Origin of the sequence: Paraburkholderia polaris, from assembly GCF_012927345.1 — a bacterium.
Taxonomy (GTDB): Bacteria; Pseudomonadota; Gammaproteobacteria; order Burkholderiales; family Burkholderiaceae; genus Paraburkholderia; species Paraburkholderia polaris.
The window spans coordinates 30,040-54,798 of the sequence record NZ_JABBGJ010000048.1; the positions used below are offsets into that span (position 1 = coordinate 30,040).

Below are 24,759 nucleotides of genomic sequence, written 5' to 3' on the forward strand. Positions count from 1 at the left end.
ATGTCACCTCGTATGCCACCATTTCTGCGCGCATCGACACGCTTACGGCAAACGCGTGTTCTGGAGACTCTTACCCGTCCACTCGCTCACCGCCTGGTTCCAGAGCCACGACAGAATGTCGGATCCATCCACGGCCGTTTGCACAGAGTCCCAGCCGATGAACGAGAAGTAGGCTTGCACCTGTGCCGCGGTCATGCCCTGAGTGTTCGCGATATAGGCGGCGACATCGGCGTCGCTCAGCGGCTCGTGATAATCGAAATCCGGATTGCCGTGCGGATCATTGGCATTGATATCCTTGCCCTTGAAATAGCGGGACGTAATCATGCCGTTACCGCCAAGCTTGCGCTTACACCGCGCGACAAAGTATTCCCCGAGCGACGTACCGAGGACGTGCCCCGCGATGCTGTCGATCGGAAAATGCACACCCGCCACCGTTCGATTCACCGCGACGCGGTACGCCTGCCTCATCACCTGCTGATGGAATACCGAGCCGGGCAACTCATTGAACAATGCGCACAGCACCACCGCGATAATGAACGCCTGGGTCGAATGGCCGCTCGGTAGCGAGCCATGACCCGGCGTCTGGATCATCGGCTGGACCTGGGTCGAGTACTCGATGGCCCTTTGCGCCGCTATCGCATGCTTGAAGCGAAGTTCCACGAAGATCGCGAATCGCACGACGGTATCGAGCAGTTCGAGCGTCTTCGGCGTGCGGCTCGGGTGCAGATAGATAAGGGTGCTCCAGAACGCCACTTGCGGCCCCATCTGACACAGTATCTCCGCAGTGCGGTCCTCGCGCAGGTCCGCATAGAAGTCCAACCAGTCGAGTTGTTTCGTGAAGACGTCCACGTCCGGCCTGCTCAAGGAGACGATTTCCACGTCCGCGCCGCTTGCCGCGCTTGCCCGGTGAGACAGCATGGCAGTGTAAGGGTCGGGAAACGAAAAATGCAGACTGGTCAGCAGTTCGAAATCGAACACCGTCGCGCGCACCCAGGGTTCCCATCGCCACAGCTGAGCGGGATCGTCGAGCGCCGCCGGTGTGGCGAGATTCTGCAGTTTCTGTCTATCGAAGTTGAGCGTGACCAGTTCCGCAGGCCGCCAACTGCCCACTATCCCGTCGCGGTGTCCAGTCAGCGCTTCCGCGAGAAGCCGCGCGTCGCCCGAATTGCCGCCGCCCGCATCATAGACGCCACCCGCGCCGCCACCGCCGGGCGGAACTCCCGCGCCGCCCGCTCCACCCGCACCGCCCGCACCGCCTGCCCCACCCGCACCGCCAAGTCCGCTCACGATATGTCTCCTCTCTCAGGGATCCAGCACCGCATTCATTGCTTCTTCTATCTAGCCGGTAATCCCGCCTGACGGAGCGCCTCCGACCAGATCTTGCCGGTCTTGTATGCGCCGCTAGGCGAGCGTTCGAGATAACGTTGCACCGTCAGCGTCGGCTCGATGGCCAGCACTTCGCCGACCGTCAAACGCGCCGCCTCGACGTTGCCGAGCAGCGACTGCGCGATCGCCAGCGCGCGTAACGTGGACGTGTTGGTACGGTTCACCCGCAGGGACCGTTGCGCCAGCTCCACCGCGCGTTCGTAGCGGCCTGCGGATAGCGCGGCCGTTGCGCCTAGCGACTCGTAGAAATAGCGTAAGGGATCGAGCGGCGAAAGCCTGAGGGCACGCTCGGTGGCGTCGACAGCCTCCTCGCCCTCGCCTTCGAATGCGTGCAGCGTGCCTTTGAGCAGCCACGCAAGCGAATCGTTGGGATTGACCGAGAGCGCGAGCGCGTAGCGCTGCTGCGCGACGTCGAGCTGCTTGAGCAGATTCGTATGCACGAATCCGTCGATGGTCAACGCGAGCGAACACTCAGGATCGGCGTCGAGCGCGCGTCGCGTGCATTCGAGCGCCACATTTGCTTCGCCGCTGCGGTCATCGGTCCAACCGCGATTGAAGCGCAAGACATGCCACTTGGCGAGCCATGCATGCGGCAATGCCTGTCTGCGCGCGCGTTCGATCACGACTTCCAGCATGTCGCGCGCGCGGTTGAAATCGTGCGCCACGCCGCGGTGCATCAGCACGATGGCGCTCATCAGCAGTGTCGAGATTTCGAGCGTGGGCAACGCCTGCGATCGTGCCCGATGCAATTCGCGATTGATGATCGCATTGCTGACCTCGCCGACCACCCGGCCGATCAGTTCGTCTTCGCCGAGCATGATCTCGGAAGTGCGGCCTCTGATGCTCTCGGTCCACAAAATGTGACGCGACTTGGCCTCGGCGAGCTCGGCGACGAGCACGAACTGATCGCCCGACATTCGATACGCGCCCGACAGTACGTAACGTGCGCCGAGAAACCCGCTGATTTCGTCGAGTGACGCGCCGCGCTCGCGAAACGCCGTCGTGGACAAACGCGAGATCACCTGAAGCTCGGCCGTGCGAGACAAGGAGGAGATGATCTCGTCGGCGAGCACTTCGCCGAGCATCTGCTGTTCGACGTCGCCGCCACGCAAGATGAACGGAATCACCGCAATGGTGGGCCGCAGCTCCGGCAGAAACGCGGCGCCACGCTCGATCAGCGGACGTGGACCGGGCGGACCGATCCGATAGGCGCGCACCGGATGCTCGAAATGCTTCAGATGGCATTCGCCGAGGTCGTCGATTTCCGCGTCCAGATCGGAAGTAAGCTGATCCCGGACCTGCGCGGAGACCACGATCTCCCCCGGTCCCGCCAGCGTGTACAGGCGCGCAGCCAGGTTGACGCCGCGGCCGTACACGTCACGCTCGTCTTCGTACAACTCCGTGATGTGCAAGCCCATCCGCAAGAGCATGTGCTTGCTCGCTGGCTCGCCTGCGTTGACCTCGCGCGACGCGCGCTGGATCGCAAAGGTCGCGGCGAGTCCATCCTGCAGGCGGACGAACGTGACCATCAGTCCGTCGCCCTCAGTTCTGATCAGGCGGCCGCAATGCGCAGGCACAAACTCATTCTCGATCTGCGCCTTGAACGCGCGCCAGCGCCGCGCCGCTTCGACCTCGTTATCCTGCATCAGCCTGCAGGACTCAACGAGGTCCATAAACAGCACGGCGCGAACGACACAAACCAGTCCATCCGGTGAACGGGGGAAATCTGCCATCACTTTTATTCAAGCCATTTTTTGGCGTGCACGGGTCTTATCCACAACGGACTTCATCGCTCCCTGCGCATTCTTTCGAATGTCACGTCGGAAGAGCCGCGGCCACGCATGCGCAAGCTTTCAGCGCTGGGCCGAAATGCTCGAGAAGGTGAATCTCGCCGCCTGACGGGGCGATGCGAACGCGCGCCCGACGTCTTCAGCAGACTGGCGATTTGTATGTGTTATAGGTCAAAAAAACATTGGAAAAACGGCTTTTTTTGCCCGTTATCCGCTTTATGTCAGTCGATATCGGACAAAGTCGAAGCATGTTGGAATGCCGTGTCCGCAATAAACGTTCGACAGTCGCAATTAACGCCGCGTGCGCAGCTTATCGGCCTCCAGTCGGCGGGTAATCAAGTGGATCAGATAGGTGGCGAATTCCGGGTCCTGGTAATAAAGGCGCATCGCGTCGGTCGCCGAGACCACCAGCAGCTCGCATTCGCTCTTGCAACGCGCCGTGCACGTGCGCCGATGGTCCGGAGAGAAGAGCCCGATTTCGCCCAGTATCGTGCCCTGCCCCACCTCGATGCCGATTTCCTCGAGCATGACCGTTCCGCGCACTACGTAGTAAAGCGCATCGCTTCGGTCATCTTTGTGAAAGAGGACGTGGCCGGATTGAAAACGGGTGGGCGTCGTATAAGCCAGCAGCCGACTGATTGAAAGCTGGCCGTCCAGCGCGTGATGAAGTTGCACATCGCCGACCTTCTGCAACCGCGCTGCGGCAACGCTCGCCTGCCCTCGACTTCCGACCTTTAGTGCCTTGTACACCGTATATAAGTGCACTTTTACGGTCCCTTCCGTAATGTTCAACTGTCGCGCGATCGACTTGTTCGAATCGCCGCGCGCCGCGAGCGCCAGCACTTGCAGTTGGCGAGGCGTCAGGAAGTGGGAATTGGGATCGGCCGCGACGGCGGAACTTTGCACCGCGTCGGTGGAAGCGGTAGCCGCGGTAGCCGCCGACCAGCGAATGGCCGATGGCAGATACCGCCCGCCGGCAGCGAGGAGGCGCAGTGCGCCGAGCAGTGCGTTGCCGGACTCCGATTTACCCAGGTGACCTGCTACGCCAGCCGAGATGAATTGCTCGACGGTCTGAGGATCGACCGAGGTCAGCAGTGCAAGCACGGGCAGGTTAGGTGCGGCGTGATGAGAAGCGCTTGCGGTAGTGAGCGCCTCCGGTAGGTAGTCACCGTCGAGCACGAGTACGTCAACCGTTTGCCCGCTACCGATAGGGCTCAACGCGTAGTCGGCGCATTTCACTTCGGCGCCGTCAGCCACGTCGCCGAGCAGACGTGCGACTCCATCGCGAAACAAACCTGCGGGAGCAATGAAAAGGATCAGCATGAGCCGTGCTCGCTTTTCAAGTGACTAACGACCCGTCAGCGCCTGCCTCGCAACGTGCAGCGGACCATTAGTATGATGAAACGACGGTGGTGGCTCACAACCGTAGGCACCGCTAACCGTTATAGGCGACACCCAAAGAGAGCGTCACGTTCCTTACGCGAAGCGACGGGTTTATGCGACGGCTGGCCGAGACCCGGCTGGATACGAACACGATGATCAAGATGGCCGAGCTTTATCGGGCCCGCGATGTCGAGGTTGCAAGACTGCGTACCGGGTTCATCCCTGTATAGCGAGCCAGAAGGGCTCGTAGAAGTCGGGCAAGACAACGGGCTGGGTATCAGGTCCTCCCCACCTGGAAGTTGCCCAAGGTGCCTCATTAAAGCATCTGGTCTATGGCGGTCTTCGGGAGATCGCGGACCTCATCGGACAGGAAACGGGACATGGGGGGCAATTCAGGTGAATTCGGTAAATAATATAACGTAAACCGTTAATAATCTAATGTCCATGCACCTTAATTTTGACATTATGATAATAATGTCGAGATTCAGCATGCCGTCCTCTCCCGCAAACACGCGACAACCCACCCGCCCCCGATATACCCCATTGCCGCCCCGCTGCTCGCGGCGCAGCCCATCAAAACGCTGACCATCCCGCCGAACTGGATGGCAGCGCGGGCAAGAATTGCGCGAACAACGGCATTGCACAGACGTGGCTGACGCGCGACGCGCGGCGATAACGGGCGCGGTAGCCCTTCGCGCGTCGCGGCCTGCGTGCGCTGTCACTGCACGCAGGTAAACGACGCCGCGCTGTTCACGTCGCCCGCGCCGTTATAGCTAGGCCACGCCGGATACTGGCACAGCGGCCGCGTGCGTCCCGGCACCCCCGCGGTATCGGTGTCCACCTGATGCACCGGCGGCGTCCCGTGCTCGACCCAGTTCTGTAGCGCCGTGAGCGAGTCCCACGACGCGTTGAACTCGGTGCCGATCGCGTGCTGCATCCCTGGAATCTCGTAGAAGCGCACGAACGACTCGACGGCGCTAAAGCCCATCGTGAAAAGCAGGCGCTGATAGTAGATCTCGGTGGCCCGCGTGCTGACGGTCTGGTCCACGGTGCCGTGCGCCATCAGCAGCTTGCCGCCGCGCTGCATGAAGGGCGTCAGGTTCGCGTTGGTCGCGTCGAGTCCCGACAGCATGCTGATCCGCCCGGACCATTGACCGGCAAGCGCCGGATTGAACGTCAGCGAGTCGAAGTTCGGGTTGTCCATCACCGTGTAGCGGACAAACTGGTCGCTGATCTGTCCATCGAACATCGCGGTGCTCTGCAGCGGATACGACGGCTGCGTCGTACCAAGCGCGAGCAACGTGACCGTCGCCTCGAGCGGCGAACTGCTGCCCACCCCCAGATCGGCGCCATACACGTTATAGCCCGGATATTGCGTTTCGCCGTTTTCGAGCGGATAGGCAAACACGAGCGGCGTGTTCATTGTGTTGAGCGCCGCGATCTGCCGATCCGACAGGCACGTGTCGCCACGCGCTGCACCACCGGCGCAGCGCAGTGGCTTGCCGTCGACGTCGGCGGTCGCCGGGTTGAACGTCGCATTGCACGCCTGCACGTTGCTGATCAGCCCGTCGACGACGCCGTCGAGCCCGTCGCACGCCTGCATCACCGCTTTCAGGAGAAGCGCGCGCTGCGCCGTGTCGAGGTACGCGCCCGGCGCCGCGAAGCCTTCCGTCGCGCGCAATTGCTGCAGGCTCAGCGTCGTGAAGTCGTACGCGGGGTAGAAGGCGATCACACCGTCCCAGTCCTGCGGCCAGCGCTGCGCGACGGTCAGCGCCTCGCGCCCGCCAGTCGAGCCGCCCGCGAAATACGCCTTGTACGGATGCGTGCCGTAATGCGCGTCAATGATCACGAGCGCGGCGTCGTGCGTCTTCTTCAGCGCTTCACCCATGAAGTTGTCATACGCCTCGGCGTTGACGGAGAACGCGCCGCTCACCGCGCCGTTCGTCGCCTCGTGCCCGGAATCGCTCGCGAACACCGCGTAACCGCGCGACAGCGGTCCCGGCAGATTGGCCGGCGCGCTCGGCACGTTACCGGTCACGGCGGGAATCGAGCCGTCGAAACCGCCGCCGCCGAGCATCAGGATCTTGCCGTTCCACTGGTCCGGCAACGCGACGTTGAACAGGATGTCCGGCGCGGACGGATCGACCGGATGAATCGCGCCGGCCACGAGGCAGTACGACCCGGTAGCCGCCGCCCCGCTGCCGCTCGCCGCGATCTGGGTCGTCGATGTGACGACGGCGCCGGTTGTGGGCAGGCCGATCTCGCGGGCCCGGATGGTCAACCCGTTCAGTTGCGGACAGCTTGCTTTCGACGGTGGCGGCGGCCTGTGCGGTCTGCATGCCTCGTCCCGGCATGGGCCGCCCACCGGCTCGGAATACGCGCCGCCGCTCCACATGGCGCACAGTACCAGCGCACACAACGCACCCAGCCACGACGGCACGCGCCCATATGCGCGCAACAGCCCGTTGCTCGAATTCATCGCCTTGTCTCCTTCCATTGAGGCCTGGAGACGGCGCCGGACGTCGCGGAATCAGCCCCTATGCCGCAACGCACACATGACCCTTATCCCTTCCGAGCCAACTGCGCGGCCACCGCGCGTGCGCCACGATCAGCAGCGTGTTGCGCGCGATACCCGCCCGACACCGCATACTCGAACCTGCCGTCAACCCAGTAGAAGACTTTCACCGGCCCGTCGACGTCATGGTCGAAGGCCGTCGCATTCGCGCCCGCGGTGCGGTGCGGCAAAGGCCACTGCGCTCCGCTGTGGCAGGCGAAACGGCGACGGCTCACCCAGCACGCCGGTCGTAACGCTCGCGAAGAGGATAGTTCAATAGATAATAGTCGCTGACGCGCGCGGCAGACGCCGAATCGCGCTCAAGTGTGCGCTCGATGCGAAGGCAAACGGCGACCGCGACGGTACGATTTCGACCGCGGTCTAAAGCTTTGAGCATGCGACTCGTATCGGCGCGTGATCGATCATCAACAACCGCATTTCCATTTCGGCTGCTGCAGTGTCATTCCATGCTGTCCCTTGTACGCAGCGACGGATGGCGGCGCCCATCCATCCAGCATCTGCGGTGCAAGCCGGTAAATCTCGATGCCGAGTGGTCGGCACACCTCCAGCGGATCGCGCGCGTCCGGCCCCCACATCGGCAACGAAAGATCGCCACCCGGACAAGTCGACAGCGCGCACAGCAAGTCGATTTCGGCAAAGAATTCGAGGTAGTCGCCCTTCTTTGCCGGGCATGCTTTCATGAAATATTTGTCTTCCAGATTCAGACCGGTGCACTGGAAGACGTTGAGCACGTCGTGCACGTCGTATTCGGTCAATCCGTACGGCGCGATCGCGCGTGTGAGGTTGGAGTGGCAGTGGAAATGGAAATCCTCACCGGTCAGCATCCGGTTCACATAGGGATCGCAGCGCGTACCGAGCAGGTCGTGGACGCGGCCGCCATGCTCGTCGACGCCGTAGTCGGCGAGGCTGTCATCGGTGATTGTCACCATCGGGCGCAGGAACGGCAGCGTCGACCACAGACGATCAAACGTACTCACGTGCGCCTGCTGCAACTGACGTGTGCGCGAGGCCCACATGCGCTCGCGCGGGTTGTGCAGGTTCCACATATTCAGGTCGGCCACCTGTGGACCTTCGATCGTCACGATGCGAAACACATGGCCGGCCGGGACGGTCCACGCCTGACCCGAGCGGATCGGTACAACGATCGATTCGATCAGCGTGCGGGTGTCGTGCTGTGATGCGACGCGTTCATAAAACGCCTTATCGACGTCGAGCGCGGAACCCTTAGTGGATTGATAGGCGGCAGGGTAGTTCAACATGCTGAATGCTCCTTCATGAGACTGGCGAACAGCCAGCACCCAGGATCTTTGCCAAAGCTTGCCTTCGATTCATGCGCACCGAAAGTAGGCGTCGCGCTGACACGTGTCTTGAAGAAATCGGACAGCCTGCGCATCTTTCAGACCTTACACCTTAGCAGCGCTTGTGACGAAGCATGAAACTTGCTATTTCCATCGTATGTCCCAAGGAAAAGCGCAGGCGCCAGTACAAGCCAACGTCTGGCTCGAGGCTGAACAGCTGAATACCGCCCAGAAGAAACGCCGAAGAAACGTCAGACATGGCACCGCTTTATCGCCAGATCGCCAACGGCATGCCGCGCATCTGCGTCGCTTTTTGCAAAGACTGGACGGCAAGGCTCGGGAAACAGCGTTCTGTTTGGGAGGAATCATGCAAAAGCACTTTGTCATCCGGGCCATCGCAGGCGGTGTCTGCCTGATGGCGCTCTCCGGCGCGGCTTGCGCGCAAGTCCAGGCGTATACGAATGCGCCCGTGGATGTCTATGCCGGTCCGGCACCGGATTACCCGGTGGTAGTCGAGGTGCCAGAAGGCGTGCCGCTCACGGTGATGGGCTGTGTCGAGGGTTACAGTTGGTGCGACGTCGCCGCGCCCGACTTGCGCGGATGGGTCTACGGCGAGAGTCTCAGCTATCCGTACCAGGGCGCGAATGTTCCCGTCATGACTTATGGCGTGCAGATCGGGCTGCCAATCGTGGTGTTTTCGGTCGATTCCTACTGGGGCCGCTATTACCATGATCGTCCGTGGTATCACGATGCGGCGCGCTGGGCAAATCACCCGCCGCCCGTGCGTGGAGGCCCTCCGCCGGTTCGCGGCGAGGTCGGTCGACCGCCGGGGGCGCCGCCTGCTCGTGAACCTGCGTATGGTCATGCGCCGGAAGCGCCCCCGCAGCAGGGCGGCGCTCCTCAGCCGGGCTTTGCTCATTCGCCGGGTCAACCACCGCCGCACGGCGGCCCTCCGCAGCAGGTTCAGTCTCAGGCGCGACCGCAGCCACAACCGGGACCAGCCCCTGCTCATACGATGGATGCACCGCAGATGCATGGCGGCAGCCCTCCGCCCGCGCAGCGCGGTGGCGGCGAAGCGCACGGTGGAGAATCACGCGGCGGGAATGACCGCGAAAACCATCCGGACAACCATTAGGCTGTGTTGAGAATCCCGGACGCACCGGAGCGGCTTGCGCTCTACAAAAAGACACGCTGCGGGACGCTTCAGGAAGATGCTGCGAGCAGCGTGCCGAGCCGCGTGCCGAGCCACGCGCGCAACGCCGATATCTCATCCTCGCACACTGAATGCGGCATCGGATACGCGCTCCAGTCGACCTTGCAACCTCGCGTGATCGCAAAGTCGCGCGCGGCCTCCCCTAACTGGATCGGCAACACGTCATCGTATATGCCGTGCGCGGCAAAGATCGGCACGCTGCGGTTCGCGCCGCTCAAGCGGCTGTCAATAAAGCCCGGCGACGGTACATAACCTGACATCACGATCAAGCCGGCAAGTGCCTCAGGGTGCGTTAGTCCTGCCGTATAGGTCATCGCCGCGCCTTGCGAAAAACCGGCGAGAAAGATGTTCGAAGTCGGAATGCCGCGCCGGTTCTGCGCTTCGATCAATTGCCGCACAGTTGCACAAGACGATTCGATACCCGCCTCGTCAACTTGCTGATTAATGCTCTGGAACGACCGGATGTCGTACCACGCACGCATCACGTAGCCGTTGTTCGCGGTAACGGCGATCTCCGGCGCATTCGGAAACACGAAGCGCACGGCGGGCGCATCAGTGAAACGCAGCTCGGGGACGAGCGGCACGAAGTCGTTGGCGTCAGCGCCGAGACCGTGCATCAGGATCACGGCGAACCGGGGATTCGGCGCACTTTCAATTTCGATGGTGGATAGTTGTTCGGTCATGTCTTGCGCCTACTCGGTTTCAGGAAACGTTCAGAGGATCGGAATGAGTACAAGCAGGATCGAGTTAGCCCGCAGACATCGGACTAAAAGCCGTGCCGAACAGAAAGCGTCGCGCCCGTATCGTGTGAATGGAGAACCGCGACACGCGCTGTTCCAGAAAAGACCCAGTCGTCGACGATCAACGACAGCCTTCGCTGCGGTTGCGTACCGAGCGTTAACGTCGCGTTCGGTAATTGGACCATTGAGAGTTGCGGCGCCGTCGACGGACCCAGATTGAGATAATTCGATGCCTGCTGCGGTGCCGCCTCAGGCGTTGGTGTGGCCTTCCCTGCGCCGAATCGGAAGTCGTGGGTCACCTGCGTGCTATAGAAGTTCTCGATTTGCGCGTAAAACGGCTTTCCCTGATCCGACTGATATTCCATTTCATACCGCTGCAAATAGCGCTGCGGTTCCGGAATGGGCGGAACACCCCTCGCGGGCAGAGGCGCGATACTCGCAATTGTCACCTCTGCGGGCGAATCGCCGACAAGGCCGCCTGCGAACGCATATCCGCTCAGCAGAAAAAATATTGCGCCGACAATCCTTTCGCTCAGGCAGGTCATGGGCATGACTCCGGTGAAGGAATTGAAACGTCACACTACTGATCGCTATATCTGAACAGACCATCTTTGCAACTTCGCTTGTACCCACACATTGTAGTCAGTCCTTCGCGCCTGGCTACCAATGTGTGAGGCGCGGCGCCCGGATTTCCGTCTTCCATTTCAGCGCCAGCCGGCCGCCTGCCTCGCTCAGTTCGACGCTCAGTAGCGAGGGCATGCGAACTCCATTTTGCGGCGCGGATACGGTCAGCGGATGAGGTAGTAACCCGGGCGCCCGCCTCCGAGTCTCCAGGCCGGTAGGGAATCTGTTTAATCGACATGGCTTCTAAAAGGACCCGGCGGTGCGCGTCGCCTATTCGCCGCATTTGAAGCGGCCGTTCGACATCAAGCCATGCGTTTGGGCTGCCGTAATCGAGACATCTCTACGCGCATGCATGAGCCTGGCGTAAATCGCCAGGCCAACGCGATGCTCGTCGCTATTCTGATCAATGCTCATCGCCCCAGCGAGGACAAGCAGAAACTGCTTGGGGCGATCACGCGGTGCAGCACGAAAACGTTGGCTTTTCGCCCGACGATGTATTCATCGTGCCATATGTCTGAAAGGAACTATAGTAGAGTGGATTTCCAGCCAGCAGAAGGGGTTCGAGTATGAACGCACGTGCGTGTCGCACCACAGCTGCAATGATTCTGATCACCGCATTGCTACCCGTCCCGGCCGCCCAGGCGCAGCTCGGAAACCTGCTCAACCAGGGCGGGAGTGGCGGATCGTCCGGCGGCCTCGGGAGTCTCGGTGGCATGGGCAGTGCGTTGTCAGGTCAGTCATTAACATCTGGCAGCACGGGCAACGTCGCGGGCGTGCTGGAGTTCTGCATCAAGAACAACTATATCAGCGGCGACAGCGCGTCTTCGGTCAAGGACTCGCTGATGAGCAAGCTCCCGGGCGGTTCCAGTTCCGCCTCGTCTGACAGCGGCTATGCCGACGGCGCCAAAGGTATCCTGAGCGGCAGCAACGGCAAGCAGTTGGACCTGAGCGGCGGTGGCCTGAAGGAACAGGCCACGAAGCAGATCTGCGACAAGATTCTCGCCCAAGGGAAATCCCTGCTGTAAGCATGCGTGAAGCAATGCGTTAGTGGGCAGTGCCGCTGCGTTGAATGACGGGGGCGGTCTTTCAATCGCCCTCGGCGCGTGCTGACGGTCTGCGATCGGCCCAAACCCGGCCTGTCGTTGAGAACGGGCGCAGGATTCAGAAAGCACTCAGGACTTTTAAGGTCCACCTGCGTCAACATGACTCCATCGTGATCTTATTTGTGGCGCCTGCATCGCGCCCATTCATCGAGGAGTCTCCTATGCCGCACGGCTCGTTTTCGCCCGTGGCCAGCGTGGTCGCGGGATTGCGCCGCCCAGACCTGCAGCCATGAGCGCTCTGCCCATATCCGCGTGGCGCCTGCTGGGAGCGGCCTCCAGTACCGGTTCGCTCCTGGTCGCCGGCCTCGGCACCTGGTTGATGCGCATGGTCTTGCGGCTCGTCACGTGATCGCCACCTGTCAAATACGGATAAGCCGTTGCAATGAGTGACACTGCCCTGCCGACCTCGATGCCGGCTTCGCCTCCGCCCATGTCGGCACTCGCCATGTCGCCGGCGCAAACGCGCCTGCTGCTCATGGGACTAGGTCTCGCGACCGGGATGGAGTTCTATACGTTCGACAGCATGAACCTGGTGCTGGCCGATCTGACCGGCACGCTAGGCGTATCGGCAGACGAAGCAAGCTGGCTGCTGACGGTCTACAGCTGCGCGCTGTTTCTCGGCGTACCTGTCTCGGTCTGGATGGCCGGGCATTATGGCTACAAGCGCTTCCTGATCTCGACCATCGTCGTGTTCGCGATCGCATCGATGGGTTGTGCGATATCCCCGAATCTCGACTCGATGCTGATCTGGCGCGCCATCCAGGGGCTGGCCGGGGCCGGTCTGGTCGTATGGTGGCGCGCGAGCATCTACGTACTGATGCCCAAACCCCAGCGCAGCCCGTCATTGATGAAGGCTTCCACGCTGCTCTACCTTTCAAGCGCTGCGGGGCTTCTGGTCAGCGGCTATATCACGGACCATTTCAACTGGCGCCTGATCTTCCTGCCGAATCTGTTGTACGCGGCCGGCGCGATATGGTTGCTGGCCCGCTACTTTCCGACACTTCCGCCCCCCGCCTCCGATCGCGTGATCCAGACCGACTGGCTCGGCATTGCCCTCCTCGCAACGGCGCTGATTTCGCTTCAGATCATCCTCAATCGGGGTGAAATCGACGACTGGTTCGGATCGCTACATATTCGCGTGCTAGCCTGGACGAGCGGCGCGGCCCTGCTTCTTTTCGTTGTCTGGCAGGCGAGTCCGGCGAATCGAACGCCGCTCCTCTGGCTCGGCCTGCTGCGCGACCGCTACGTGCTGTCGTCTGCGTTGATTGGCGTCTTCACCGGCATGATCCTGTCAGGCAGCCTGTTCGTTCTGCCCGAGTTTCTGCGCAACCTTTCAACCCATACCTATAGCGCGGCCCAGACCGGACAGATCATATGCGTCTATGCGTTGACCGCGGCGGCCATCCGGCCGCTCATGGTCGGTCTGATTGCGCGAATCGGCCAGCGCAAAACCATCGTGATCGCGCTCGTCATGCTGATCGCGTCGATGGTCCTGTTCAATCGCCTGCTGACGACGGACACACCCGGCTACTACTATGTGGCTCCGCTGATTCTGTACGCCTGCTGCCTGTCGCCATTACTGCCCGCTGTGGGCAGCGGCACGGTGGCGAGAATCGAGCAGAACAAGCTGCTCGACGGCGTGTCCCTTTACATGACCTTCAGGCAGTTCGGCGCGTCGCTCGGAGTCGCGCTGCTGACCATTCTCATCGGGCATCGCGAGACGCTTCATTCATCGCGCCTGTTCGAACACCTGCGCCACGACAATCCGGTCACGCAAGACTGGCTATCTTCGGTGAGCGCAACGCTGGTCGCGCGCGGCGGCTATACCCCATTCGAGAGCCAGCGGGCAGCGGTAAGAATTCTCGCCGAAGCAGGCGCGCACCAGGCCGCCACTCTCGCCTATGCGGACGCTTTCGCCTTCATGGCGGCGGTCGGTGTCATCGCACTGTGCCTCGTGCCCATCATTCCGCCGACCCCGGTAGCCAAAAAATAAGGAGCGCGGCCATGCAAACCCTCTCTGTTCCAAACCTTATCCATCCGCGCGGCCGGAGGCAGCAATGAGCGAAGCGCCACCGGTTCAAAAACCGGCCACCCCGCCGCCCGCCGCGATTGCATCTCCGGCGCCCCCGCCGCCAGACAATCGACGCTGGCTGCTCCTTGGCCTGCTTGTGCTGATCGTCCTGCTGGCGATCGCTGCGTATTTCCTGGTGCCGGGCCTGTACGAGAAGCAGACGGACGACGCTTATGTCGACGCGCATCTGGTCTCCGTCATTCCCAAGGTGCCGGCTTATGTGCAGACCCTTCATGTCAACGACAACAGCAAGGTGACGGCCGGCGACCTCCTCGTCGAACTCGACCCGCGCGACTATGTCGTTCAGGTGGATCTGGCGCGCGCCAATGTCGCGGCGGCTGCTGGCAAGCTGGACGAGGCGCGCAATCAGGTCGCGGTGGCCGATGCCAACATCGGCCAGCAGCAGGCGGAGTTCGACGTTGCCAAAGCCAACGCAAAGCTTGCTGTCGCCAACCTGGCGCGGCTGCAATCCGTCTCCGATGTACGCGCCGTGTCGTCGGAACGCGTCGATGAGGGCAACGCGGCCGCTGACGGGACGCGGGCTTCCGCGACCGCCGCACAGGTCAAGATCGACGCGTCACAAGCGCAGGCGAAGCTTGCACGCGCCCAGGTGAAAACGGCAGAGGCTTCGGTCGCTCAGGCTCAAGCCATGCTCGCGCAGGCGACGCTCAACCTCTCGTACACGAAGATCTACGCAACCGAGTCCGGCAGCGTCGCCAACAAGAACGTCGAACAGGGTAACTTTGTGCAGCCTGGACAAACGCTATTGTCGATCGTCCCGGACAAGCTCTATGTGATCGCCAACTACAAGGAAACGCAATTGACCCACGTTAGACCCGGCCAGTCGGTCACGGTCTTCGTCGACGCGTTTCCGGACTTGCGCCTGCGCGGCCATGTCGACAGCATCCAGCGCGGGACCGGCTCGCACTTCGCGCTTCTGCCACCGGAGAACGCCACGGGCAATTTCGTGAAGGTGGTGCAGCGCGTGCCGGTGAAAATCGAATTCGACAACCCTGGCGAAGCACTTAAATTGCTCTCGCCAGGCATGTCGGTTGAAACGGAAATCTTCGTCAGGGAGCGCCCGGCATGGCTCGGCTTCGGGAACTAGCGGCAGCGCAGCCGGCGCGCCTCCCTCCTTGCCGGCGACGCCGTTTCACTTCTGCCGCCAGCCTTGGCGCTATCGTCGCGGCATGGGCGGGACTCCTCACAGGTTGTACCGTGGGACCCGACTACGTGCCGCCGAAGCCGGTCATGCCGGCGGGATTTACGGAACAATCCGGTTCGGCAACCCATGCGGTGAACGAAGTGCAAACGTCGACTGACGCCTGGTGGGAAGGCTTCGGTGACGCTACGCTTAACTCGCTCATGACCGACGCGCTGCGTTCCGCCCCAGACCTCGCCGCTGCCGAAGCACGTGTACGTGAAGCGCGGGCCTTGCGGGGCATCGCGGGCGCAGAGCAATACCCAACCGCCGACGCAGGCGCCCAATACGATCGGACCCACGGCAGCGCCAATGTGCCGGTCGGCGTGCCGCCCGGCGGCCTCGGTCCGGGCGCAAACGGCAATCTATGGCAGGCCGGCTTCGACGCTTCGTGGGAGATCGACGTATTCGGCGGCAAGCGGCGTGGCGTCGAGGCAGCCGATGCGTCGTATCAGGCCGCCGTGGCCGACCTTGGCGACGTCGAGTTGATCTTGCTCGCGGAGGTTGCGCGCAACTACATCGAGTTGCGCGGCGTGCAGCGGCAACTCGCCGTCGCGCGCAGCAATTTGTCCATCCAGCAGGACTCGTTGTCGCTGACCCGGTCGCAGTTCGACGCGGGTCTCGCCTCGCGTCTCGATGTACTGCGTGCGCAGGCTCAAGTCTCCGATACTGAAGCCGCCATCCCGACATTCGAGGCGGACGAACGCGCGTCCATCTATCGCATTGGGGCGCTGGTCGGGCATCCACCGGAACAACTGCTGGCCCAGCTGGATACGCCGCAAGCGATTCCTTTGGCCGTGGCGGACGTGCCTGTCGGCCTGCCGTCCGACCTCCTGCGTCGCCGGCCGGATATCCGCGCAGCCGAACGCCGGATTGCGGCGGCGAACGCGCGTATCGGCGTCGCTCAGGCCGATCTCTATCCGCACTTCTCGCTGACTGGCGTTGCGGGCCTGGAGAGCCTGAACGCATCGACCTTTCTCACCGCGCCAAGCCGCTATTTCTCGATCGGTCCGAGTATCAACTGGCTCATCTTCGATGCGGGTAAGGTCCGCTTCGAAATGCGCGCCGAAGAGGTTCGGACCGATCAGGCCGCAGCCATCTACCAGCGGACGGTTCTGGGGGCTTTGCGCGATGTCGAAACTGCGCTCGTGTCGTATGCGCAGTCACAGGTGCGGCATGAGCGGCTGGCTGCCGAGGTCACCGCCGACCGGGAGGCGGTGACTATCGCAACGCGGCTCTATCGGCAGGGGCTCAATGACTTCCTCTCCGTGCTGGACGCCGAACGCTCGCTCTACGCCGCCGACGACAAACTGGCGCAAAGCGATCGCGATACGGCGCTTGCGCTCGTCGCGCTTTACAAAGCGCTGGGTGGCGGCTGGCAGGAGACAGCCGACGCCTCCCGTATCGCCGCGCAGCGTCCGTGATGCAGGCATGCATAGAACGTACGGAGCGTTAAACCGACACGCTTCAGATCAAGCGGAGCGGAAAATCAGGCATGTCACTGCGTTTCTTTTGCGCACAATCGGACCGCGCATGGCGGCAAGTAGGCTCGACGAGTGCCCGCCCCGCTTTAGCGTGCATAGCGAAGCAGGAAATCTCGTAACGGCGGATTCACAATATCGGCGTGCGTCAAATTTGGCGTGTGTCCCGCGCGGTCGACCAGAACAAGATCCTTGCAGTTCGGCAACCGGGCGGCGAGCGCCTCTGCGCAGTCGGGGGTGATGGCTGCGTCGTCGCGCCCATGGAACACGATCGACGTGTGCGTAATCTCGGCAAGGCGCGGCGTGATGTCGTCCCTCGAGACCAGGGCGTTGACCGGATGTTCGAAGTGATCCGCGCCGGCGTTCAACCATTTCCCGATCCATGCCGATGCCGCGTACTCGGGACCGAACAGAAACGCTGACAGATTCTGCGCGACATTTTTCGCGCCGTTACGTGCCCACTCCGCTTTCAGCTCCTCGAAAGACTGTCGGACCGCTTCGGAGTCGACATCGCTTCTTGTCGATATCAGGGCGATCGCCCGAAAGCGGTCTGGCTCCAGCAATGCCGCACGCATCGATATAAACCCACCTTGAGACATGCCGACAAGCGATGCCGAGGCAACCTCAAGATGATCGAGCAAGGCAATCAGGTCCCTCGCGGAGTCCCAGTAGCTAAAGGCTCGGGTCGTGGCTCCGGTTGCACCGAAACCTCGCTGGTCCCATACGACACAACGGAACTCATTGCGGAGTTCCACAATGTTCGGCTGGAACATGTCGCCGTCCATCAGGAAGCCATGACTGAAGACAACGACAGGCGCCCCGGAAGGACCGAATTCATCGTATGCGAAGCGTATCCCTTCTCGTTCAAAAAACGGCATGTCTATCCCTGCTTTCGAATAACACGGTGGATTCAATATAAGCTGACCTCCGCTGGAACACCTGACCGAAAGAGCCGATTGCTTGCCAAAGCGTCCGGAATTTCCAAAACCTCACCACATGTCAGAGCACGTTTCTACCGATTGACTGCATTCCTTACTTTTGATTAAGTTAGGTCTGCGCGAGTTGTCGATCGACTGGCTTGCCGCAAGATCGCGCCGCTTACGGAAGCGTCTTTTTTTGTATTTATGGAACCCGGCAAAGCGTAATGCACGCCTCGTTCCACGTGGAGAAATGTTGGGTATGACAACAGTACCAATTGATGGAGACAAGCCCGTCTGGATTCTGCAAGGAAGTTTCGGGCGAGCAACGGTGAACTTTATTAGCCGTCCGCTTGTCGCTCACGCTCACTCCCAATACCAGTTCCTTTTCAAGCTTGGCGGAAGCAACTGCAATTTCCGCGTCGGCACAGAAGATTGCACGCTTACCGCGGAGCGGGCTCTCTGTCTGAATCCTTGGGTCGAACACTCGAAAAGCAGCAGCGACGACGAGCCTTCCCTGATCCTTTCCCTCGTCATCGAAGCACCGTGGCTGCGTCAGCAATTGAAACTCGCGGAAAGCGGCACCGCGAGCATCTTCCCGATGGCTGAGGTCGTTGTCACGCCGGACGTGCGGCACCACGTGGATCGTATCGCCGCGGCGATCACCAACCACCTGGTCGCCCACGACGACAGTTGCATGCCCATTCTTGCTGATCTGGTAACCGCACTCGGTCGGGATTTTGCCGATCCCGCGTTGACAGCCGGCATCATTTCGTCAGGCAGACCGATCGATTTTCGCATCCGCAAAGCGGTGGATTTCATCAAGCACGCGTCGATCGCGAATCCCACCGTCGCCCAGGTGGCTGCTCAAGTCGGCCTGTCCAGGTCGAGATTCTTTCAGCAATTCCGACTATGCATGGGCATTTCACCGCAGCACTATATCGATTGGGTCCGCATGTCGCATGCGATCCAGTTGCTTGGAGCCAGCGATAAACCGCTTTCTGAAGTGGCCGACGAGTTGGGGTTTGAGGAACATAGCCACTTCACACGTTTCTTCGCCCAACACATGGGTGTGCCACCCAGTGAGTTTCGCCGGCATTCGGTGAGGCTGGACAATCATTGAGGCTTGCGGTGGTGTGGAGTCCAGAAGGATCTCCACGCCACCTGAAAGCCAAATTCGCTAAAACTGGAATCAGGCTGCGGACTTCTGCGTCGCGTGACCACTCTCGCTGATGGACGCATCAGCAGCTACCGGATTGCCAAGGACACCCAGTCCATCGATCTCGACCTCGACCCAGTCTCCCGGCCGCATATGAACCAGGCCCGGCGTGGGAAAGGGACCGTATTGACGCGAGAGATCGCGGCCCTCGACATCATCCGGCTGGGGCTTCAATGCGCCAGGCGTTCCCATCGCAATCAGGTCGCCAGGCCGCAAGCGATAGCCTTGACTCAGATAGCTGATCACTTGCGCAACGCTCAACAGCATATCGTCGAGAGGTGCGTGTTGACGAACGATGCCGTTGATCCGAGTTGTGACAGTGTGCTTTGCAGGATCGCCAAACTCGTCGGCGGTCATCAACCACGGCCCATAGGACCCGGACGCTTCGAAATTCTTGCCGAGGCCGAATTGACGATTGTGCATCTGGAACTCGCGAACCGATCCTTCGTTGAGGCAGGTATAACCCGCCACATGCTCCAGCGCTCGCCCCACCGGGATAAAACGCCCGGGCGTGCCGATGATGACACCCAGTTCGCCCTCGTAATCGAACGCGCGTGCAACGGATTCCGGCGGCGCCAGAATCGGCTCGCCGGCGCCGACATAAGACGCAGCCGTGCGCATGAAAAGGTGGGGAAATTCCATCGACGTTTGAAGTCCCGTCTCCGCGATATGGCTCTTGAAGTTCAACGCCAGTGCCCACATCGCGTTCGGGCGGTCCAGGAAGGGCTTAAGTGTGACGTCAGCGAGCGCGCGATCGCCCTGCCGCCCTTCTGCCGCTAGCCGCAGCCGCGTCAGCCCATCCTCCAGCTCCAGAATTGAAATGAGGCTGGATGGAAGGTCCGGGGCGATATCGGAGACAGCAACGAAGTGCGTTGGGCTGGTGACGATCCCGAGTGCGACGCGGCCGCTGTCGGCGTAAGCAATAATCTTCATGATTGAGAATGTCTTTGCGTTGGATTAAAAGGCTGGATCGGGAAGTTTCTGAACCGCTCTACGACCGATCAACGATAAGGCGGCGAGCGCAAGGATCGCGGCGCCGGCGGGCACAACGGAGGTGAGGACGATATTGCGTACCGGCCAACCGAGCGACAGCAAGCCCCCTCCAATCGCCGGCCCCACGAAGGAACCGACTCGCCCGATCGCATGCCCCCAGCCAACCCCGGTCGCGCGGATCTCCGGCGGATAGAAAGCGACTGCGAGCGCCGTCTGGCCCATGATGCCGTTGACCAGACCGGCCCCGATCACGCCGATGAGCAGCAACACGATGCCTGGCGTCACCGCCACCTGGCTAAGGCCGGTAATGCTAAGTATCACCAGCAACAATCCCAGAACCAGAGCCGATTTCACCTTGAGCCTGCCAGCAAGCGTCATCATGGCGACCGCCCCGGTCATCAGGATGTTGCCGCTCAGACCGCCGATACTGAAGGCCGCCATGCCGACCGAAGCATGGTCCGCTGAGAAACCGAAATCCACCAGCAGCGTCGGCACCCAGAACAGCAGTGCATAGACGTCCATGAAGATCAGGAATGAAAACAGCCACAGCAGGCACGTGTAGGCGCCCAGACCATTTTCGAACAGCGCCTTGAGCGGGTTTGACACACGCACGGCTGCGACATCGGTTACGACCGGGCTGCGCGCCGCGAGGATGCGAAAAAACGCGGGAACCAGCAGGAAAGGAAGGACACCGCCAGTCACGAAGATAGATTGCCAGCCGAAGTGACCCATCAGAGGGCCACCGGCCACGCCGCCCGTGACTGCGCCCACGGACATGCCGGTCGTAATGAGCAAGGACGCTGCCACCTTATGCTTCGCGCCAATGATGCCGGCCGCCGCCGTAATGGCGATCGGCAACGCCGCGCCCAGACCGATGGCCGCCGCGAGGCGCATGACGGACAAACTGGCGATATTGTTCGCATAGGTGGTCAGCAGCGTGCTACCGGCGAATAGCACAACGCTGGCGACACCAATGGAACGGTGCCCGAAACGTTGAGCGAGCGGTCCGGAAACCATGAAACCGATCGCCGCGCCAATGTTCGTCGCCACAAAAACGGTAGTGAAGAGCGCCGGCGCCAGGTGCCATTCATGAGCGAGCTTTGGCACGACAAACGAGATCGACGTGGTGTTGAATCCGTCCAGAACGATCACCAGGAAACACACCAACAGGGCCAGCAGAGGCCCTGCCCGGCGTGTTTTCGCCAGCCCGCCTTCTATCGACGGTTTCGGGTCTTTCGCATTCATCGAATCATCTCCTTGCAATACATGCACGGGCACGCGCCCCGGCTGAAATGCTGTAGTCAGGCATGAGCAAACGCCTGTCGAACTGACGCACGCCCATGGGCTCAGGTCCGTATAGACGTTGTGATGCGCGCTTGCAGCGCTGGGGAAAAAATGCGCTTGGGAAGCATGCAGTGAATACCCTTGGGCGGGATGGTCGAGTAGACCGTTCCGGTTTGATTGGCGTATTGCGTCACACGGAAACTACCTGCGACGCTAAAGATTCCGTAGCAATCTTCCGGTGCAATGCCGGTGGCAGTAGACAGCCAACTGATCATCTGGCGCAGGCAGGCCACGAGTGAGTTCTCGAGGGAGTCGGAAAACCCGAAGCCGATCCAGTGCTCAGGCGTCTCCGCCATCGGCACGTTCAGTGCGGCGCCCTTGTGGAGGATGTACTGGATGCGCATCTCTTCAAAGGCCGTCTCAATCGAGGTCTGATCGACGTTGCCTTCACCCGATGCCCCCATGGAGCCGCCCGTCCACACCCTCGCACCGCTCACCTGGACAGGCAGGAAGATCGACGTATCGACACCCAGCACGGCACAGTCGAGATTGCCGCCATAATTGCCGGCCAGATTCGCGCTGACAGGTTTGTCGCCGGTTGGCTGCGCGGCGATATATGCCTGAAATGGCTTCAGCGGAATATTGACGCCCGGCACATACGCGGCGGCAGTCCTGTCCTTGTCGAATTTCAGATATCGCAGGTAAGGCTTGAAATCGTGCGGCAATGCGCCGACGCCAGAAGGCGCGGAGTTCCAACCCCAATCGATCGGCCGCATCTTCAACATACGGCATTCGACCAGATCGCCCGCTTCGGCACCGATGATCGAAACGGGCCCGATCAGTGAGAAGGGACCGTTGGGGTACTTCTTGCGGATCGGCTCGCGCTCCTTGAAGGTCAACCCATACGTTGCCTCATTGCCCCAATTGGTCCACGTGCCGTCATACCAGACGGTATCGCCCGACTTGATCGTGACCGCCGTCGGCGCGCTGGGCTCGATCTGCCCGACCTTCACCGTCTCCAGTGACGGCACCAGTTTGACGGTCTGACCTTCGCGCGAGGCTGCCGCAACAGCCGCCCCTTGCGACGTGCTGCCCTGCGCGCGAACTGCTCCCGACAAACCTAAAGCGCCCGCGGCAAACGCGCCGAAACCCAACTTCAGGATCGATCGGCGGCAAGCGTCGGTGGCGTCACGGGTCGAGGCATGCCGGTCGTCCGCGGCGCTCGTCACGCCCACCGCATCGCGTTGTTCTGTTTCGCGTTTCATGAAAATCTTCCCAATGTTTTTTCAATAAGACACGACGTGTCATCGCACAGTCGTTGCACCGATTGCTTCGATTGCACCCTTGACCACCTGGTCATCGATCTCCGAGGGTGCGCCGCTTGCGCCAACGGCACCTAACAGATGCCCATCGACAAAGACAGGAAACACACCCCGCGCCGGCAGAAACGGGGCGAAATACCCGGCACCCGAAACATTGCTGTACTCCGAAGGATCATCCTTGAAGCGCTGCTCCAGCGTGGCGCCGGACTGGCCACCGAGCGCAACGGAGGCGAAGGCTTTGCCGCGGGCGAAATCAACGCTCGCAAAGGGTGCGCCGTCCATGCGTACTGCCATGATGAGGTGGCCTCCCGGGTCGAGTACGGCGAAACTCATCGCAAGATGGCGGCTCTGCGCGGTTGCTGTTGCGATCTCAACAAGCTTCATTGCCTGCTTGATGCTCAGCGAATAGTTTGTAATCGGGTCCGCTGTTTGCTGCGCCTGAGTGACGTCAGCGGCACAAACTTCACTCTGAAAAGCGAGGCATGCCGAACAGAGTAATGCGGCCAATAGAGCCCTGATTGACGGGTCGGGACAACAGAATTTCAAGCTGGTCTCCTCTTTATGACACCTCGAGCACCGCTCGATGGATGAAGCTTAGGTTGGGGGAAGAAACTCCCGGTAACCAGAAAGGTCACGCGCTTACCAACAAGTCCGATAATTTTCGATCGGTCTGATCGCTGAGGGCGATTGCCCCCAGCGTCACGCAAAAGTTGAGCGCCCTGGTGACCTGATCCGGGCGCCGGCACAACTGCTTTTGATGCGGGTGCCTTGCGCTGCGAGTCCTTCCAGGAAGCGCATTCAAATCCACGCACAATTTATGCAATCGTTTGCATATACTAGCCCGAAAGAGATCGTTGTCAATTCGTGTGCGACGCTCAGCGCATAGGGTTTGTACCTGCAACGTTGAAGGCAACCCTTTGCACCTATACAATTACTTCCATGGCCAAATCATCAGAATCCCGCGCGACGAGCCGCGTCACCATTCGCGAAGTCGCGCTGCATGCGTCTGTCAACGCGTCGACGGTCTCGCGAGCTCTCAATCCTGCAACCCGTCACCTGATTGGGGACGAAGTCGTCCGCAGAGTATTGGCGTCCGCGAAATCGCTGGGTTACCGCCAGAACAAGCTCGCATCCGCGCTCCGCGGCGGCCAGTCGAGGGTGGTCGGGGTGTGCTTGCCCGATATCGAGAACCCGGTATTCCCGCCAATTGTCTGCGGCATCGAAGAAGAACTCGCGGCCGTTGGCTATGGCGTCCTGATCGCCAACACCGTTGGAACGTTGAAAGACCAGGAACGCATGCTTGAACAGATGCTCGAGCGCCAGGTCGACGGCCTGGTCCTTGCAACCGCAGCCCGTCACGACCCGCTAGTACGACGCTGCATTCTCGATGGCATACCCGTTGTACTGGTGAATCGCGCGGAGGAAGGCGGTCAGGTTCCCGAAGTGATCAATGATGACTTCCTCTCCATGAAGCTTGCCGTAGATCATCTGGTCAACCTGGGACACAAGCGGATCGCGCATCTCGCCGGCCCTGAGCGGCTGGCAACCGGCCTCTCGCGAATCCAGGGTTTCCAGATGGCGACGCAGCAGCATCGGCTGACCGGGACCGTCATTCTGGAGGCGGCCGAGTTCACACGTGAAGCTGGCCGGGCAGCCTGCGACCAGCTGTTGAAGGAGCACAAAAACGTGACCGCGATCATTGCCGCAAATGACCTGATCGCGCTGGGATGCTATGACGTATTTGCGGAACATCGCCTGGTGTGCCCGAAGGATATTTCTCTCATCGGTCACAACGACATGCCGCTTCTCGACATGCTTCATCCGCCATTAACCACGCTGCGCATCCAGCATCGGGAAATGGGCCGGCAGGCCGCAAGACTGCTGCTGGGGATGATTACAACGCCGGGCGCGGCCCCACACCGCATTACGCTCCCTCCCGAACTGATGGTTCGCGGCTCGACCGCCGCACCACGCAATACGCCGCTGCGAACGAGAGCACCGAAAACCGCGCCCGCTTCCGCGGAGTGAGCCGCATTGCCAGGGCGCACAGGCGGAAACCACCAATGCGCGTGTGTTTCAGCTCGAATCGCCTCGTTCAGGCAACGTGCGTTGACGCGCGAGCCATTCGTGCGGGGCATGGCGGTTACCACTGCCGTCGG

20 protein-coding genes are annotated in these 24,759 nt (G+C 61.2%); 7 read left to right on the forward strand and 13 right to left on the reverse strand.

Features of this window, described 5'->3' with window-relative positions; all coding sequences use genetic code 11:
- Nucleotides 1-42 precede the first annotated feature (42 nt).
- The 6 genes from HHL24_RS44885 to HHL24_RS34895 all read right to left on the reverse strand — a co-directional run bounded on the left by HHL24_RS44885 (nt 43) and on the right by HHL24_RS34895 (nt 8,393).
- Entirely contained in the window at nt 43-1,287 is a 1,245-nt protein-coding gene (locus HHL24_RS44885; RefSeq protein ID WP_169489826.1) for a phosphatase PAP2 family protein, read from the reverse strand.
- A gap of 47 nt (nt 1,288-1,334) precedes the next feature.
- Complete coding sequence (locus HHL24_RS34875) at nt 1,335-3,119, reverse strand: adenylate/guanylate cyclase domain-containing protein (RefSeq protein ID WP_169489827.1); 1,785 nt, start codon at nt 3,117-3,119, stop codon at nt 1,335-1,337.
- A 348-nt stretch (nt 3,120-3,467) separates the two neighbouring features.
- On the reverse strand, nt 3,468-4,499 hold the full coding sequence (locus tag HHL24_RS34880) for a LuxR C-terminal-related transcriptional regulator (RefSeq protein WP_169489828.1): 1,032 nt from the start codon (nt 4,497-4,499) through the stop codon (nt 3,468-3,470).
- 778 nt (nt 4,500-5,277) lie between these two features.
- Nucleotides 5,278-7,038 carry a tannase/feruloyl esterase family alpha/beta hydrolase gene (locus HHL24_RS34885; RefSeq protein WP_230417689.1) on the reverse strand — a complete coding sequence of 587 codons (1,761 nt, stop codon included), beginning with the start codon at nt 7,036-7,038 and terminating at the stop codon, nt 5,278-5,280.
- Between the two features lie 83 nt (nt 7,039-7,121).
- Complete coding sequence (locus HHL24_RS44270; protein WP_230417690.1) at nt 7,122-7,349, reverse strand: hypothetical protein; 228 nt, start codon at nt 7,347-7,349, stop codon at nt 7,122-7,124.
- A gap of 189 nt (nt 7,350-7,538) precedes the next feature.
- Nucleotides 7,539-8,393, reverse strand: a complete 855-nt coding sequence (locus HHL24_RS34895) for an urea carboxylase-associated family protein (protein WP_169489829.1) — start codon at nt 8,391-8,393, stop codon at nt 7,539-7,541.
- Nucleotides 8,394-8,799: 406 nt separating this feature from the next.
- Here HHL24_RS34895 and HHL24_RS34900 point away from each other — a divergent pair, with 406 nt between their 5' ends.
- Nucleotides 8,800-9,567, forward strand: a complete 768-nt coding sequence (locus HHL24_RS34900) for an SH3 domain-containing protein (RefSeq protein ID WP_169489830.1) — start codon at nt 8,800-8,802, stop codon at nt 9,565-9,567.
- A 68-nt stretch (nt 9,568-9,635) separates the two neighbouring features.
- Here the strand turns inward: HHL24_RS34900 and HHL24_RS34905 are convergent, their stop codons facing one another.
- A complete protein-coding gene (locus HHL24_RS34905) occupies nt 9,636-10,328 on the reverse strand; it encodes an alpha/beta hydrolase (protein WP_169489831.1) in 693 nt (230 codons plus the stop codon).
- A gap of 83 nt (nt 10,329-10,411) precedes the next feature.
- Nucleotides 10,412-10,930 carry a hypothetical protein gene (locus tag HHL24_RS34910; RefSeq protein ID WP_169489832.1) on the reverse strand — a complete coding sequence of 173 codons (519 nt, stop codon included), beginning with the start codon at nt 10,928-10,930 and terminating at the stop codon, nt 10,412-10,414.
- 645 nt (nt 10,931-11,575) lie between these two features.
- Here HHL24_RS34910 and HHL24_RS34915 point away from each other — a divergent pair.
- The 4 genes from HHL24_RS34915 to HHL24_RS34930 all read left to right on the forward strand — a co-directional run bounded on the left by HHL24_RS34915 (nt 11,576) and on the right by HHL24_RS34930 (nt 16,808).
- The gene (locus HHL24_RS34915) at nt 11,576-12,034 is read left to right on the forward strand and encodes a DUF2501 domain-containing protein (RefSeq protein WP_169489833.1); all 459 of its coding nucleotides are present in this window, start codon (nt 11,576-11,578) and stop codon (nt 12,032-12,034) included.
- Between the two features lie 460 nt (nt 12,035-12,494).
- Nucleotides 12,495-14,105: an MFS transporter gene (locus HHL24_RS34920; protein WP_230417691.1), complete on the forward strand. Its 1,611-nt coding sequence runs from the start codon at nt 12,495-12,497 to the stop codon at nt 14,103-14,105.
- Between the two features lie 64 nt (nt 14,106-14,169).
- The gene (locus HHL24_RS34925; RefSeq protein WP_169489834.1) at nt 14,170-15,291 is read left to right on the forward strand and encodes an HlyD family secretion protein; all 1,122 of its coding nucleotides are present in this window, start codon (nt 14,170-14,172) and stop codon (nt 15,289-15,291) included.
- A complete protein-coding gene (locus tag HHL24_RS34930; protein ID WP_268966765.1) occupies nt 15,270-16,808 on the forward strand; it encodes an efflux transporter outer membrane subunit in 1,539 nt (512 codons plus the stop codon). Before HHL24_RS34925 ends, HHL24_RS34930 begins: the two co-directional genes overlap by 22 nt.
- Nucleotides 16,809-16,954: 146 nt before the next feature.
- Here HHL24_RS34930 and HHL24_RS34935 read toward each other — a convergent pair whose 3' ends face one another.
- Nucleotides 16,955-17,743 carry an alpha/beta fold hydrolase gene (locus HHL24_RS34935; RefSeq protein ID WP_169489836.1) on the reverse strand — a complete coding sequence of 263 codons (789 nt, stop codon included), beginning with the start codon at nt 17,741-17,743 and terminating at the stop codon, nt 16,955-16,957.
- A gap of 184 nt (nt 17,744-17,927) precedes the next feature.
- On the opposite strand from HHL24_RS34935, the gene HHL24_RS34940 reads away from it, so the two are divergent.
- A complete protein-coding gene (locus tag HHL24_RS34940) occupies nt 17,928-18,905 on the forward strand; it encodes a helix-turn-helix domain-containing protein (protein ID WP_169489837.1) in 978 nt (325 codons plus the stop codon).
- A gap of 69 nt (nt 18,906-18,974) precedes the next feature.
- Here the strand turns inward: HHL24_RS34940 and HHL24_RS34945 are convergent, their stop codons facing one another.
- The 4 genes from HHL24_RS34945 to HHL24_RS34960 all read right to left on the reverse strand — a co-directional run bounded on the left by HHL24_RS34945 (nt 18,975) and on the right by HHL24_RS34960 (nt 23,107).
- Complete coding sequence (locus HHL24_RS34945) at nt 18,975-19,934, reverse strand: fumarylacetoacetate hydrolase family protein (protein ID WP_169489838.1); 960 nt, start codon at nt 19,932-19,934, stop codon at nt 18,975-18,977.
- 24 nt (nt 19,935-19,958) lie between these two features.
- Nucleotides 19,959-21,239, reverse strand: a complete 1,281-nt coding sequence (locus tag HHL24_RS34950; protein WP_169489839.1) for an MFS transporter — start codon at nt 21,237-21,239, stop codon at nt 19,959-19,961.
- Nucleotides 21,240-21,340: 101 nt separating this feature from the next.
- Nucleotides 21,341-22,543 carry an acetamidase/formamidase family protein gene (locus tag HHL24_RS34955; RefSeq protein ID WP_169489840.1) on the reverse strand — a complete coding sequence of 401 codons (1,203 nt, stop codon included), beginning with the start codon at nt 22,541-22,543 and terminating at the stop codon, nt 21,341-21,343.
- A 39-nt stretch (nt 22,544-22,582) separates the two neighbouring features.
- Nucleotides 22,583-23,107, reverse strand: a complete 525-nt coding sequence (locus HHL24_RS34960; RefSeq protein WP_230417692.1) for a GlcG/HbpS family heme-binding protein — start codon at nt 23,105-23,107, stop codon at nt 22,583-22,585.
- Nucleotides 23,108-23,539: 432 nt separating this feature from the next.
- On the opposite strand from HHL24_RS34960, the gene HHL24_RS34965 reads away from it, so the two are divergent.
- Nucleotides 23,540-24,628 (forward strand): LacI family DNA-binding transcriptional regulator, encoded by a 1,089-nt coding sequence (locus HHL24_RS34965; RefSeq protein WP_169489841.1) that lies wholly within the window; start codon nt 23,540-23,542, stop codon nt 24,626-24,628.
- Nucleotides 24,629-24,759: the final 131 nt, after the last annotated feature.

Coding starts and splice junctions, on each gene's coding strand:
- HHL24_RS34875 (WP_169489827.1), bottom strand. CDS start 3,119: ATGGCAGATTTCCCCCGTTCACCGGATGGACTGGTTTGTGTCGTTCGC.
- HHL24_RS34880 (WP_169489828.1), bottom strand. CDS start 4,499: ATGCTGATCCTTTTCATTGCTCCCGCAGGTTTGTTTCGCGATGGAGTC.
- HHL24_RS34885 (WP_230417689.1), bottom strand. CDS start 7,038: ATGAATTCGAGCAACGGGCTGTTGCGCGCATATGGGCGCGTGCCGTCG.
- HHL24_RS34895 (WP_169489829.1), bottom strand. CDS start 8,393: ATGTTGAACTACCCTGCCGCCTATCAATCCACTAAGGGTTCCGCGCTC.
- HHL24_RS34900 (WP_169489830.1), top strand. CDS start 8,800: ATGCAAAAGCACTTTGTCATCCGGGCCATCGCAGGCGGTGTCTGCCTG.
- HHL24_RS34905 (WP_169489831.1), bottom strand. CDS start 10,328: ATGACCGAACAACTATCCACCATCGAAATTGAAAGTGCGCCGAATCCC.
- HHL24_RS34910 (WP_169489832.1), bottom strand. CDS start 10,930: ATGACCTGCCTGAGCGAAAGGATTGTCGGCGCAATATTTTTTCTGCTG.
- HHL24_RS34915 (WP_169489833.1), top strand. CDS start 11,576: ATGAACGCACGTGCGTGTCGCACCACAGCTGCAATGATTCTGATCACC.
- HHL24_RS34920 (WP_230417691.1), top strand. CDS start 12,495: ATGAGTGACACTGCCCTGCCGACCTCGATGCCGGCTTCGCCTCCGCCC.
- HHL24_RS34925 (WP_169489834.1), top strand. CDS start 14,170: ATGAGCGAAGCGCCACCGGTTCAAAAACCGGCCACCCCGCCGCCCGCC.
- HHL24_RS34930 (WP_268966765.1), top strand. CDS start 15,270: ATGGCTCGGCTTCGGGAACTAGCGGCAGCGCAGCCGGCGCGCCTCCCT.
- HHL24_RS34935 (WP_169489836.1), bottom strand. CDS start 17,743: ATGCCGTTTTTTGAACGAGAAGGGATACGCTTCGCATACGATGAATTC.
- HHL24_RS34945 (WP_169489838.1), bottom strand. CDS start 19,934: ATGAAGATTATTGCTTACGCCGACAGCGGCCGCGTCGCACTCGGGATC.
- HHL24_RS34950 (WP_169489839.1), bottom strand. CDS start 21,239: ATGAATGCGAAAGACCCGAAACCGTCGATAGAAGGCGGGCTGGCGAAA.
- HHL24_RS34955 (WP_169489840.1), bottom strand. CDS start 22,543: ATGAAACGCGAAACAGAACAACGCGATGCGGTGGGCGTGACGAGCGCC.
- HHL24_RS34965 (WP_169489841.1), top strand. CDS start 23,540: ATGGCCAAATCATCAGAATCCCGCGCGACGAGCCGCGTCACCATTCGC.